The following is a 12,270-nucleotide window of genomic DNA, read 5'->3' on the forward strand; positions in this document are numbered from 1 at the left end:
TCAAAGCCCGACCATGCGCCGGATATCGGCGGGCGTCGCCCCCTCGGCGCGGTAGGTGCGGATCGCGCGGGCATCGTCGCGCTTGGCCAGACGCTTGCCGGCCGCGTCCCGGATCAGCCTGTGGTGGCAATAGGTTGGGGCTGGTGCATCAAGCAGTGCCTGAAGCACGCGATGGATCGCCGTCGCCTCGAACAGGTCCTGGCCGCGCACGACATGGGTGACGCCCTGCGCGGCGTCGTCGGTCACGACCGCAAGGTGATAGCTTGTGCCCATGTCGCGGCGGGCAAGCACCACATCGCCGACGCCCGCCAGAAGATCGGCCTGCGGGACGGTGATGCGGCCGCTTTGACCATCGGGGCCGACGCCGGTTTCGATGAAGGTGACGGCGTCGCCGATCCGCCGAAGGGCGCGCGCCATGTCCAGCCGCAACACCGCGTCACCCGGCATCGGCCCGTCCCGCGCAACGGTGCGGCAGGTGCCGGGATAGACCGGGCCGTCGGGGCCAAGCGTCACGCCTTCCTGGGGCGCGTCGAGCGCGGACAGGATATCGCGGCGGGTGCAGGTGCAGGGGTAGAGAAGGCCGAGGTCCCACAAGTGCGCAAGGGCCGCCCGATAGGCGGGCAGGCGCGTGCTCTGGCGCATCACGGGGCCATCCCAGCTTAGCCCGAGCCAGGCGAGATCCTCGAAGATCGCGGCCTCCCACTCGGGACGGGCGCGGGCGCGGTCGATGTCCTCGATCCGCAGCAGGAACCGCCCGCCCGCCGCGCGCGCCATGTCATGGGCGGTGATCGCCGAGAAGGCGTGTCCAAGGTGCAGCGGCCCGGTCGGCGAGGGCGCGAATCGTGTGACGAAGATCACCGGCTTTCGGGAGCTTGCGGGTCGGTGTTCACGCGGCACCCCGGGCGGCGTCGCCCGAGGCGGCCTGAAGCCAGGCGGCCCAGTCGGCCTTGGCGCGGTCGGTGTAGGCCTTGTAGCGGTCGCGTCGTCCGCGCCGGCCGCCCTTGGCCTCGACCGGCGGGAAGAGGCCGAAGTTGACGTTCATCGGCTGGAACGTCCGCGCGTCGGCCCCGCCGGTGATATGCGCCAGAAGCGCGCCGACGGCGGTGGTGCCCGGCACCGGCGGCAGGGCCTGGCCCAAGATCTCGGCCGCCGCCAGACGGCCCGCCAGAAGCCCCATCGCGGCGCTTTCGACGTAGCCCTCGACCCCGGTGATCTGGCCCGCGAAGCGGATGTTGGGGCGCGAGCGCAGGCGCATCTGGCCGTCGAGCAGGCGGGGCGCGTTGATGAAGGTGTTGCGGTGGATGCCGCCCAGGCGCGCGAAACTTGCGTTTTCCAGACCGGGAATCATACGGAAAACATCCGTTTGAGCGCCATACTTCATCTTGGTCTGGAAGCCCACGATGTTGTAGAGCGTCCCCAGCGCATTGTCGCGGCGCAGCTGCACGACGGCATAGGGCTTTACATCCGGGCGGTGCGCGTTCGTCAGACCCACGGGCTTCATCGGGCCGTGGCGCAGCGTCTCGCGCCCGCGCTCGGCCATGACCTCGATCGGCAGGCAACCGTCGAAATAGCCGGCCGTTTCGCCCTCGTGGAACTCGGTCTTGTCGGCGGCCAGAAGCGCGTCGATGAAGGCCTCGTAGTCGTCCTTCGTCATCGGACAGTTGAGGTAGGCGGTCCGCTCCTCCTCCGTGTCGCCCTTGTCATAGCGCGACTGGCGCCAGGCCACGTCCATGTCGACCGTGTCGGCATAGACGATGGGGGCGATGGCGTCGAAGAAGGCCAGGCTGTCCTGGCCCGTCTCGGCGCGGATCGCCTCGGCCAGCGCGCCCGAGGTCAAGGGGCCGGTCGCGATGATCCAGTGGCCGTCGCGGGGCAGGTCGGTGATCTCGGCCGCCTCGACCCTGACGCGCGGGTGGGCGCGCAGGGCCTGCGTCACGGCCTGGCTGAAGGCGTCGCGGTCCACGGCAAGCGCGCCGCCGGCGGGCAGGCTGTGGCGGTCGCCCATGGTGATGATCAGGCCGCCCGCGGCCCGCATTTCCCAGTGCAGAAGCCCCACGGCGTTCTGTTCGTCGTCGTCCGAACGGAACGAGTTCGAGCAGACCATCTCGGCCAGGTCGCCGGTGCGGTGGGCGAAGGTGCCGACCTTCGGGCGCATCTCGTGGATGACCACGTTCAGCCCCGCCTCGGCGGCCTGCCAAGCCGCTTCTGACCCCGCCATTCCACCGCCGATGATGTGAAGTTCTTGCGTCATGGACGCGGATCTAAGCCATCGGGGCAGGGTTGGAAAGGGCCCCGGGCCAAACCGGGGCCGTCGCTTTACCCCGTGCGGGCGATGTCGAAGTCGTCGCGGAAGACGTTGAGTTCGCCATGGGGCAAGGACGGCCGCTGCACCGACCGCGCGGTTGCAGTGGCCGTGGAGCGCGCCGCGCCCCCTGACGCGGATCCCCGGGGGGACCCGGGCGACGAGTGGACGGGACCGACGTCATCCTGGGCCTGTGCGCGCAGCGAGGCGAAGGTGAAGGCCGGGGCCGGGCGCGACAGCTGCAGCAGGGCGGCGGCGGGACGGAACGGGATCACGGCGGCCTTGGGCGCGTTGGGCGCGAAGACGCGGCGCGGCGCGACCCGTTCGCCGGACGTCAGCAGGCGGCGGGGCGCCCGCAGGCTGCGCAGCGCGCTGCGGCGGGTCCGGGCGCGGGGGTCGGTTTCGGCATAGGTCAGGATCAGCGCGGCGATCAGCGCCATGTCGCGCCAGAAGCTGCCCAATTGCGGGGCGAAGCCCGCCTGCGCGGCCGAGATGTAGCTGGCCCAGAACATCACCAGCGCCAGCAGAAGGGCGGCCGGCCGCAGCCAGACGCCGACAAGGACAAGGTACGCCAGACCGAAGACCAGCGCCCCCGACAGAAGTCCCGCCAGAGGGTCGGGAATCACCGGCGAGAGCAGCGCCGAGACATCGGTGCCCGGGATCACGCCGGCACCAAGGGCAAGGAAATAGGATGCGATGACGATCCGGATCAGGTTGGCGCCTGTCGCGGTCAGCGTAATCCGGTCTTTCGCCGTGGCCTTCATCGGTCGACCCCTCGTGAGGTGGAAACGGTGAACGGGCACACACACACTGGCTACGGATGCGCGCGCGGGGAAACGGGTGCGCGCGACATGGTTAACGCTAGGGAAGGAAGGCGTCGGGAATGGGGAACGGGCGGGGAAATCACGCGACGATCCCGCGGCGCAAATCGGGCAGGGTCGCGGCCGGAAAGGACGGCGGGCCAGGACGTTGCGCCCCGGCCCGTAGGTCAGTCGGATGGCGATCGGCAGGTGGCGATCGGTCGGGGATCACGCCTCTGGGACGTCATCCTCTTCCGGTTCGGCGATCCAAGCGACCGAGACGACTTCCTCGCCTTCGCCGGTCGAGAAGACCTTGACCCCGCCGGCGGCGCGGGACCGGAACGAGATGCCGTCCACCGGCACCCGGATCGACTGCCCGGTCGAGGTGGCCAGCATGATCTGGTCGCCGGTTTCCACCGGGAAGGACGCGACCAGGCGGCCGCCGCGCATCGCCTTGTCCATCGCCATGACGCCTTGCCCGCCGCGCCCGCGCACCGGGTAGTCGTGGCTGGACGACAGTTTGCCCGATCCGCCCGCGGTCACGGTGAGGATCAGGTCTTCGGCCGCGGACATGCGGGCATAGTCCTCGGAGGTGAAGTCGGCGGCTTCGGCCGCGACCTCGTCCTCGTCGGCCTCGGCTTCCTCGGTGACGCCGGCCACGGCGCGGCGCATCTTGAGGTAGGCCGCGCGTTCATCCGGCGTCGCCTCGAAATGGCGGATGACCGCCATCGACACGACGCGGTCGCCTTCGGCCAGGCGGATGCCGCGCACGCCGGTCGAATCCCGGCCCTTGAAGACGCGCACCTCGGTCGTGGGGAAGCGGATCGCCCGGCCCAGGGCGGTGACGAGCATCACGTCGTCATCCTCGGTGCAGATGCGCGCGTTCACGAGGCTGACGCCCTCGGGCAGCTTCATCGCGATCTTGCCGTTCGACTTGACGTTGGTGAAGTCCGACAGCGCGTTGCGCCGCACGTCGCCGTCCGATGTGGCGAAGAAGATCTGAAGTTCGTCCCATTCCTCTTCCGGGCGGTCGACGGGCATGATCGCCGCGACCGAGACGCCGGTGGGAATGGGCAGGATGTTGACGATGGCCTTGCCCTTGGCCGTGCGCCCGCCCAGCGGCAGGCGCCAGCACTTGAGCTTGTAGACCATGCCCTCGGTCGTGAAGAACAGAAGCTGGGTGTGGGTGTTGGCCACGAAAAGCGTGGTCACCACGTCCTCGTCCTTGGTCGACATGCCCGACAGGCCCTTGCCGCCGCGCCGCTGGGCGCGGAACTCGGCCAGCGGCGTGCGCTTGATCCAGCCCGACTGGGTGACGGTCACGACCATCTCCTCGCGCTCGATCAGGTCCTCGTCCTCCATGTCGCCGGACCAGTCGACGATCTCGGTGCGGCGGGGCACGGCGAACTGGTCGCGGACTTCGCGCAGTTCGTCCGCGATGATGCCCATGATCCGCTCGCGCGAGCGAAGAATATCGAGGTATTCCTTGATCCTTGCGGCCAGATCCTCAAGCTCGTCGGTGACTTCCTTGACGCCCAGCTGGGTGAGGCGCTGCAGGCGCAGGTCAAGGATCGCGCGGGCCTGTGTCTCGGACAGGTTGTAGGTTCCGTCCTCGTTCATCTTGTGGGTCGGATCGTCGATCAGCCGGATGTAGTCGGCGATCTCGGCTGCGGGCCAGCGCCGCTCCATCAGCTTTTCGCGCGCCTCGGCCGCGTCGGCCGAGGCGCGGATCGTCGCCACGACCTCGTCCACGTTCGACACGGCCACCGCCAGGCCACACAGGATGTGGCTGCGCTCGCGCGCCTTGCGCAGGTCGAAGGCCGTGCGGCGGGCCACGACTTCCTCGCGGAAGGCGATGAAATGCGTGAGGAAATCGCGCAAGGTCAGCTGTTCGGGACGGCCGCCGTTCAGCGCCAGCATGTTGCAGCCGAACGAGGTCTGGAGCGGCGTGAAGCGCCAGAGCTGGTTCAGCACCACCTCGGGCGTGGCGTCGCGCTTGAGCTCGATCACCACGCGGACCCCGACGCGGTCGGATTCGTCGGCGATGCCCGAGATCCCCTCGAGCTTCTTGTCGCGCACCAGATCGGCGATCTTCTCGATCATGGCGGACTTGTTCACCTGGTAGGGGATCTCGTCCACGATGATGGCGAAGCGGTCCTTGCGGATTTCCTCGACGCGGGTCTTGGCGCGGATGATGACGCTGCCGCGCCCCTCGAGATAGGCCTTGCGCGCGCCCGAACGGCCAAGGATCTGCGCGCCGGTGGGAAAATCGGGCGCGGGCACATACTCCATCAGCTGGTCCGACGACAGGTCGGGGTCGGCGATCAGCGCCAGCGTGGCGTCCACCACCTCGCCCAGGTTGTGGGGCGGGATGTTGGTGGCCATGCCCACCGCGATGCCGCCGGCGCCGTTGACCAGCATGTTCGGAAAGCGCGCCGGCAGGACCGTGGGTTCGCGGTCCTTGCCGTCGTAGTTGTCCTGGAAATCCACCGTCTCCTTCTCGATGTCGGCGAGAAGGGCCGCGGCGGGCTTGTCCATGCGCACTTCGGTATAGCGCATGGCCGCCGGGTTATCGCCGTCCATGGACCCGAAGTTGCCCTGCCCGTCGAGCAGCGGCAGCGACATCGAGAAGTCCTGCGCCATGCGCACCAGCGCGTCGTAGATCGCGCTGTCGCCGTGGGGGTGGTATTTCCCCATCACGTCGCCCACCGGGCGCGCCGACTTGCGGTAGGGCTTTTCGTGGGTATTCCCGGTCTCGTGCATGGCGTAGAGGATGCGCCGGTGCACGGGCTTGAGCCCATCGCGCAGGTCGGGGATCGCGCGGCTGACGATCACGCTCATCGCGTAGTCGAGATAGGAGGCCTTCATCTCGTCCGAGATCGAGATGGTGGGGCCGGCGTGAACCATCCTCACGGGTGGCAGTCCGTCCGGCGTTTCCTCTGTGTTGTCAGGGGGTTGCGGCGTATCGCTCAACGTCTCTGCTGCCTGCTTGTGTGAACGCTATATCTTGTTGGCCGCAGAGTAGCAGATCGCGGATATTGGGTGCAATGCCAAGCCGGGGGATTTGCAAGCAGCCACCGGGCGAGAGTGCTACCATACTGTTTTCGTTGATTTGTTTTCCGCTTCGTGGCTCAATTGTCCGGGGGGATCGGCGATGAGGTGAGCGATGAGCCTTTCCGAGACCGAACTGATGCTACGCGGCTATGGCCTGACCACGGCCGAATTCTTCTACCGGATGCCGGATTACCGCAACGTGCTGAACACCTATGTCTGGCAGGACTACGACCTTGCCCCGGATCACCCGCGCCTGTTCCGGTTCATCGAGTTCTGGCAGGAGACGATCGAGGGGCCGCTGCATTCGGTGCGCTTCGTGCACCGCAAGCTGATCTCGCCCGGGGAGTGGACGAACGTGGTGGGCGAGTTCACGATCCACTGAGGCCGACCGGGGGCCTTGCCCCCGGACCCCCAGGATACTTGGCCCAAGAAGAACGCTCAGCGGACCGCGCGCCAGGCCATGAGCCAGACCGCCGCGAGGCCGAGCGAGATGACCGCGTTCCAGCTGGCCATGCTGAGGCCCGCAAACGCCCAGGCGACCTCGTCGCAGCGCACCAGCGGCGCGGCGAGGATCTGGTCCATCAGGTCCTGCGTCGACAGCCCGCTGATGTCGCCCGAGGTGCAGGTCGAGGGGCCGGCCCACCAGGTCCGCTCGACCCCCGTGTGATAGAGGCCGATCCCGGCCGTGGTCAGCGCGGAGAGCGCGCCGGCCAGCGTCAGGGCCGCCGCGGGGGCCGCGAGGCCAAGCGCGCCGATCGCCACCGCCGCCATGTGCGGCCAGCGCTGCCAGTAGCACATCGCGCAGGGCGCGAGCCCGGCGATGTACTGGAAGCCCCAGGCCCCGAGCAGCATCGCAAGCGATCCGCCCGCGGCAAGAAGGATGAGGGCACGTCTGGTCATAGGTACCTCAGGACCGCGAAGCCGCCGACGAGAAGCCCCACGAAGAGCGTGAACACAAGGCCCAGCCGGCGCTCGATGAAGTCGCGGATCGGGGGGCCGAACTTCCACAACAAGCCGGCGACGAGAAAGAAGCGCAAGCCCCGCGCGATCACGCTTGCGACAAGAAAGACCCAGACGTTCAGACCGGTCGCGCCCGACAGGATCGTGACGACCTTGTAGGGAAAGGGCGTGATGCCGGCGACCAGCACCGCCCAGGCGCCCCAGGCGTTGTAGGTCTGCGCGAACTCGTCGAAATAGACCTCCTTGCCGTAGAAGGCGAGGACGGGGCCGCCGATGCTGTCGAAGAGCGCGTGCCCGATCCAGTAGCCGAAAAGCCCCCCCAGGACCGAGGCGACCATCGCCACCGCCGCGATCCGGAAAGCGCGGTGCGGCGTGGCGATGATCATCGGGATCATCAGCACGTCCGGCGGGATCGGAAAGACCGAAGATTCGATGAAGGCAACCACCGCCAGCGCCCAGAGCGCGTGGGGGTGCCCGGCCAGGGACAGGGTCCAGTCGTAGAGTCGTCGGATCATCTGGGTCCCGCCCGCGATTTCGCCCCCCTTCAAGCTGTGGAATCGGTTACAGTCAAGGCCGGCACCAGGCGGAGGGCGGCGATGCGCTGGCAAGGCAGACGCGGGAGCGACAACATCGAGGACCGCCGCGCGTCGGCCGTGCCGGGCGGGCGTCTGGGGATCGGCGGCGTTCTGATCGTCCTTGCGGTCGGGCTGATCTTCGGCTTCGACGTGACCCCGCTTCTGCAGGAAACCGGGATCGGCGTGGAAGAGACCGCGCCCGCCCAGATCACCCCGGCCGATCAGCGCGCGGCCGAGTTCGTTTCGGTCACGCTGGCGGACACCGAAGAGGTCTGGCGCGAGATCTTCGCCACCGACCTTGGCCTGACCTATCAGCCGCCGGTTCTGGTGCTGTTCAAGGGCGTGACATCCTCGCCCTGCGGGGGCGCCTCGGGGGCGACGGGGCCGTTCTACTGCCCGCTCGACCGCAAGGCCTATCTGGACACCGATTTCTTCACCACGCTCGAGCGCCGGATGGGGGCGGGGGGCGATTTCGCCGCGGCCTATGTCGTGGCGCACGAGATCGCGCATCATGTCCAGAACGAGCTGGGCATCCTGGGCCAGGCCAACCAGGTCCGCCGGCAGGTCGGGCAGGCGGACTCGAACGCGATCTCGGTGCGGATCGAGCTTCAGGCCGATTGCCTGTCCGGCGTCTGGGCGCGGCACGCCGAGGCGCGCTTTGGCAGCCTCGAGGAGGGCGACATCGCCGAGGCGCTGAACGCGGCGGCGCGGATCGGCGACGACACGCTGCAGCGGCAGGCCGGACAGCCGGTGCGCCCGCACACCTTCACCCACGGCACGTCCGACCAGCGCCAGCGCTGGTTCGCGGCCGGCTATCGCAGCGGCGACGTGGCGGCCTGCGACACCTTCGGCGCGCGCGATCTGTGACGTTTTTCGGCTTGGAGGGCGCGCCGTCGCAGGCTAGGAACGCAGCGGTGGCCCGAGTGGCGAAATGGTAGACGCAGGGGATTCAAAATCCCCCGCTAGCGATAGCGTGTCGGTTCGAGTCCGACCTCGGGCACCAGACTTCAGCGACGCGAATCGCGGCGATGTCATTGTCCGCACTTGGCGACCAATCCGCGTCTGGGGATGCGATTAGGGCTGACTTCTTCCCACTGACGCCTGAAAGAGCGCCGCCGAACCCGGGACGGGTGCGCGAGCGCGCGCGTTTCCATTTGCGCAACAATGGTGGCGCAGCCAACGCGTGCGTCGCGACGACTTGTGGCGCGCCGCGCCCCAACAGCAAGAATTGGTGCGCCTGCAGTCATGTTTGGAAACAATGCCGCGCACGGGCGCCCGGCGATCGCGTGGCCTTCGCCATTCGGTCGCCCTGGGTTCGCCTTGTTTCCGCCGCTTTCTTCTTTGTGGGCAAAAGGGCGGGGCGTAGGCTTGGCTCGTCCTGCTGGGGGGTGGTTGTTTCGGTCCATGGGGGGGCCGGTGGTGCGTCTTCGGACGCGCGCGTGTGTAAAGGTGCTGCCAGTGGACAGCGGTGGCGTGCCCGGGGTCCCGACGGTCGTGGGTGGATGATACGATCGGGCCCCGGCACGCCCCGCGCCGTGAACCCGAAAATTCGATGTGTGTCGCGCCTGTTTTGCCGCCCCGCCGCAGAGGTTCGCTAACACCTGTCCGGCAGGGTGAGAGGCATGGATCATGCCGTCGACCATTCTGCCCCTGCCGGGCCAGTCCCGCCCCCACGTCCGATCGGATGGCGCCATGGCGCGGCGGTCGTTCAAGATGTCCTGTCGCGGACAGCGCCAGTCATGGCCTGGGCCTGCGACGCGCCCTTGGCGACACCCGATGGGCCGCGGCCGGCCGGGGCGCTGGACCCCGGAGACCTTGTCACCACGCTGGACGGGGGCGCCGAACCGGTGCTTTGGCGCAGCGCGCCGGCGCGCCTTCCGGTTGTGCGGCTTGCCGGGGCGCGGGTCACTTCGGACTGCCTCGTCCTGCGCCGCGACCCGCTGGCGGGCCTTCTGTTCGGCAACGTCGAGGTTCTGGCCCGGGCCGGGGATCTTGCGCCGCGCGCGCCGGGACGGGCGGATTGCGTGGCGATCCTGCTGGCCGGGCACGGGCTGGCGCGGGTCGGCGCCAACTGGTGCGGAACCTTCCTGCCCGACGCCGCGTCGCTTGCCGCGCTGGCCCCCGACCAGCGGCGCGCCCTGCGCCGCGCCCATCCGCGCGCCGGCCAGCTGTGCGGGCAGGCCGGCTATCTGATCGGACGTCCGGTCCTTGACCCGCGCGCGCTTGCCGTTCTGCGGGCGGCGGCGCCTAGCGCTCGGGGATGAGGCCGCGCGGATAGAAGCGCAGCACCAGAAGCAGGATCACCCCCATGGTCAGCAGGCGCATCTGCGCTGCGCTGTCGACAAGGTGGGCCTTCAGCCAGCTGCCATCCTCCATCCCCGCGGTCAGCACGCCGACAAGCCAGGTGCCGATCGGTTCGACCTGGACCCAGAGGAACCAGATCAGGAAGCCGCCCAGGATCGCGCCATAGTTGTTGCCCGAGCCGCCGACGATCACCATCACCCAGATCAGGAAGGTGAAGCGCAGCGGCTGGTAGGTGCCGGGGGTGAGCTGGCCGTCGAGCGTGGTCATCATTGCGCCCGCGACACCGCAGACCGCCGATCCCAGGATGAAGATCTGCAGGTGGCGGGCCTTGACGTCCTTGCCCATCGCCTCGGCCGCGACCTCGTTGTCGCGGATCGCGCGCATCATCCGCCCCCAGGGCGACTTGAGCGCGGCCTGCGACATCCACAGAAGGATCAGCAGCACGGTGACGAACAGCGCCGCATAGGCGAGCTTCACGGTGATCGACGAGGCGACGACCGGGTCATAGCCCCAGCCGGTGACCAAGGCGACGAAGTCGGGATCGTTCTGCAGGTCGATCTCGTAGGGGACGGGGCGGGGGATGCCGATGACGTTCTTGACGCCCCGGCCCAGCCAGTCCTCGTTCTTCATCACGGCGATGACGATTTCGGCGATGCCCAGCGTGGCGATCGCAAGATAGTCCGAGCGCAAGCCAAGCGCGGTCTTGCCGACGATCCACGCCGCCCCCGCTGCCAGAAGCCCGCCCACGGGCCAGGCCACCAGCACCGGCAGGCCCATGCCGCCCAGATAGCCCGTCGAGGCCGGGTTGATCGCCTCGACCGCGGCCACTCCGCCGTCGAAGACCGCGCGGAACAGGAAGAAGCCGCCGATTAGCACCACCAGCATCGCCAGCACCCGGGCCCGCCCCGGCGCCATGCGGCTGTAGATCAGGATCGCGGCAAGGATCGTCATCGCGCCCAGGATCAGCCCCAGGATGACCCTCAGACCGCCGGCCGCCCAGGCCTCGGCCACGGGCGGCATCGCGACGATCACGGCGGCAAGACCGCCAAGCGCCACGAAGCCCATGATCCCGATGTTGAAGAGGCCGGCATAGCCCCACTGCATGTTCACCCCAAGCGCCATGATCGCGCTGATCAGGCCCATGTTGAAGATCCCCAGCGCCACGTTCCAGCTGTCGAACAGGCCGGTCGCCGCGATCAGGCAGAACACCAGCACGAAGAGAAGGCTGGCTTTCGTGCGTTCGGAAAGGCCGCTCATCATACCGATTTCCCCGAGAATAGGCCCGTGGGCTTGAAGAGAAGCACGATCAGAAGGATCGCGAAGGAGACTGCGAACTTGTAATCCGTGGACAGAAGCTGGACGAGGCCGTCAGGCTCGAGCGCTTCGGGCAGGACGTAGGTCGCGACCTTGCGGAAGGCGTAGGTCACCGTGACCTCGGAGAACGCGATCACGAAGCCGCCGGCGATGGCGCCCAGTGGATTGCCAAGCCCGCCCACGATCGCGGCCGCGAAGATCGGCAGCAGAAGCTGGAAGTAGGTGAAGGGCTTGAAGCTTTTGTCGAGGCCGTACAGCACGCCCGCGATGGTCGCGAGGCCGGCCACGATCAGCCAGGTCACCGCCACGACGCGCTCGGGGTTGATGCCCGACAGAAGCGCCAGATCCTCGTTGTCCGAGAAGGCGCGCATCGACTTGCCGGTGCGGGTCTTGTTGAGAAACCAGAACAGCGCCGCCACGACGACGACGGCCGTGACCACGGTGATAACCGTGGTGGTGCGCACCGCCAGGCCTTCTTCAAGGCCCGTCATCTCGCGGAAGGTGCTGGCGGAAATGACGAAGCGCGCACCGTCCGAGAAGATCTGGTCGTCGACGCCGATGATGAAGCGCACGATGCCGTTCATCACGAACATCACGCCCATCGACACGATGACAAGGATCACCGGTGCCGCGCGCTTGCGGCGGTAGAAGCGATAGACCATGCGGTCGGTGACCAGCACCAGCGCGCCGGTCGCAGCGATCCCCACCGGCAGGGCCAGAAGGGCCGTGGGCAGCACGCCAAGGCTGACGCCCGCCCCCTGCAACCACCAGGTCACGAGGATCGTCACCATCGCGCCGAAGGCCATGGTGTCGCCATGGGCGAAGTTCGAAAACCGAAGGATGCCGTAGATCAGCGTCACCCCAAGCGCGCCAAGCGCAAGTTGCGCGCCATAGGCCGTGGCCGGGATGATCACGAAGTTCAGAAGCGCCACGATGGCGTTGAGAAGATCCATGGGCCTAG

General features: G+C 68.2%; 11 protein-coding genes and 1 tRNA gene. 4 read left to right on the forward strand and 8 right to left on the reverse strand.

Features of this window, described 5'->3' with window-relative positions; all coding sequences use genetic code 11:
* The 4 genes from gluQRS to gyrA form a co-directional block, all read right to left on the reverse strand.
* Positions 1-858 carry a tRNA glutamyl-Q(34) synthetase GluQRS gene (gene gluQRS / locus ACRDNQ_RS06215; protein ID WP_431827761.1) on the reverse strand — a complete coding sequence of 286 codons (858 nt, stop codon included), beginning with the start codon at positions 856-858 and terminating at the stop codon, positions 1-3.
* Positions 859-886: 28 nt separating this feature from the next.
* Complete coding sequence (gene trmFO / locus ACRDNQ_RS06220) at positions 887-2,251, reverse strand: methylenetetrahydrofolate--tRNA-(uracil(54)-C(5))-methyltransferase (FADH(2)-oxidizing) TrmFO (protein WP_431827762.1); 1,365 nt, start codon at positions 2,249-2,251, stop codon at positions 887-889.
* 65 nt (positions 2,252-2,316) lie between these two features.
* Entirely contained in the window at positions 2,317-3,066 is a 750-nt protein-coding gene (locus tag ACRDNQ_RS06225) for a hypothetical protein (protein WP_431827763.1), read from the reverse strand.
* A gap of 264 nt (positions 3,067-3,330) precedes the next feature.
* Entirely contained in the window at positions 3,331-6,075 is a 2,745-nt protein-coding gene (gene gyrA / locus ACRDNQ_RS06230) for a DNA gyrase subunit A (protein ID WP_431827764.1), read from the reverse strand.
* A gap of 193 nt (positions 6,076-6,268) precedes the next feature.
* Between gyrA and ACRDNQ_RS06235 the strand changes: the two genes are divergently transcribed.
* The gene (locus ACRDNQ_RS06235; protein WP_431827765.1) at positions 6,269-6,538 is read left to right on the forward strand and encodes an usg protein; all 270 of its coding nucleotides are present in this window, start codon (positions 6,269-6,271) and stop codon (positions 6,536-6,538) included.
* 56 nt (positions 6,539-6,594) lie between these two features.
* On the opposite strand, the gene ACRDNQ_RS06240 is transcribed toward ACRDNQ_RS06235, so the two are convergent.
* Positions 6,595-7,056, reverse strand: a complete 462-nt coding sequence (locus tag ACRDNQ_RS06240; RefSeq protein WP_431827766.1) for a disulfide bond formation protein B — start codon at positions 7,054-7,056, stop codon at positions 6,595-6,597.
* On the reverse strand, positions 7,053-7,631 hold the full coding sequence (locus ACRDNQ_RS06245) for a YqaA family protein (RefSeq protein ID WP_431827767.1): 579 nt from the start codon (positions 7,629-7,631) through the stop codon (positions 7,053-7,055). Before ACRDNQ_RS06245 ends, ACRDNQ_RS06240 begins: the two co-directional genes overlap by 4 nt.
* 81 nt (positions 7,632-7,712) lie before the next feature.
* On the opposite strand from ACRDNQ_RS06245, the gene ypfJ reads away from it, so the two are divergent.
* From ypfJ to ACRDNQ_RS06260, 3 genes are all read left to right on the forward strand, one after another.
* A complete protein-coding gene (ypfJ, locus tag ACRDNQ_RS06250) occupies positions 7,713-8,558 on the forward strand; it encodes a KPN_02809 family neutral zinc metallopeptidase (protein ID WP_431827768.1) in 846 nt (281 codons plus the stop codon).
* Between the two features lie 50 nt (positions 8,559-8,608).
* Positions 8,609-8,694 (forward strand) — tRNA-Leu (locus ACRDNQ_RS06255).
* A gap of 736 nt (positions 8,695-9,430) precedes the next feature.
* Positions 9,431-9,955 carry a Hint domain-containing protein gene (locus tag ACRDNQ_RS06260; protein WP_431827769.1) on the forward strand — a complete coding sequence of 175 codons (525 nt, stop codon included), beginning with the start codon at positions 9,431-9,433 and terminating at the stop codon, positions 9,953-9,955.
* Here ACRDNQ_RS06260 and ACRDNQ_RS06265 read toward each other — a convergent pair.
* Positions 9,939-11,252 (reverse strand): branched-chain amino acid ABC transporter permease, encoded by a 1,314-nt coding sequence (locus ACRDNQ_RS06265; protein WP_431827770.1) that lies wholly within the window; start codon positions 11,250-11,252, stop codon positions 9,939-9,941. The two genes, ACRDNQ_RS06260 and ACRDNQ_RS06265, sit on opposite strands and share 17 nt — an antisense overlap.
* The gene (locus ACRDNQ_RS06270) at positions 11,252-12,262 is read right to left on the reverse strand and encodes a branched-chain amino acid ABC transporter permease (protein WP_431827771.1); all 1,011 of its coding nucleotides are present in this window, start codon (positions 12,260-12,262) and stop codon (positions 11,252-11,254) included. Before ACRDNQ_RS06270 ends, ACRDNQ_RS06265 begins: the two co-directional genes overlap by 1 nt.
* Positions 12,263-12,270: the final 8 nt, after the last annotated feature.

Source organism: Saliniferula longa (assembly GCF_050789285.1).
In the GTDB taxonomy this organism is placed as follows: domain Bacteria; phylum Pseudomonadota; class Alphaproteobacteria; order Rhodobacterales; family Rhodobacteraceae; genus CAVPWP01.

Coding starts and splice junctions, on each gene's coding strand:
- trmFO (WP_431827762.1), bottom strand. CDS start 2,251: ATGACGCAAGAACTTCACATCATCGGCGGTGGAATGGCGGGGTCAGAA.
- ACRDNQ_RS06225 (WP_431827763.1), bottom strand. CDS start 3,066: ATGAAGGCCACGGCGAAAGACCGGATTACGCTGACCGCGACAGGCGCC.
- ACRDNQ_RS06235 (WP_431827765.1), top strand. CDS start 6,269: ATGAGCCTTTCCGAGACCGAACTGATGCTACGCGGCTATGGCCTGACC.
- ACRDNQ_RS06240 (WP_431827766.1), bottom strand. CDS start 7,056: ATGACCAGACGTGCCCTCATCCTTCTTGCCGCGGGCGGATCGCTTGCG.
- ACRDNQ_RS06245 (WP_431827767.1), bottom strand. CDS start 7,631: ATGATCCGACGACTCTACGACTGGACCCTGTCCCTGGCCGGGCACCCC.
- ypfJ (WP_431827768.1), top strand. CDS start 7,713: ATGCGCTGGCAAGGCAGACGCGGGAGCGACAACATCGAGGACCGCCGC.
- ACRDNQ_RS06260 (WP_431827769.1), top strand. CDS start 9,431: ATGGCCTGGGCCTGCGACGCGCCCTTGGCGACACCCGATGGGCCGCGG.
- ACRDNQ_RS06265 (WP_431827770.1), bottom strand. CDS start 11,252: ATGAGCGGCCTTTCCGAACGCACGAAAGCCAGCCTTCTCTTCGTGCTG.
- ACRDNQ_RS06270 (WP_431827771.1), bottom strand. CDS start 12,262: ATGGATCTTCTCAACGCCATCGTGGCGCTTCTGAACTTCGTGATCATC.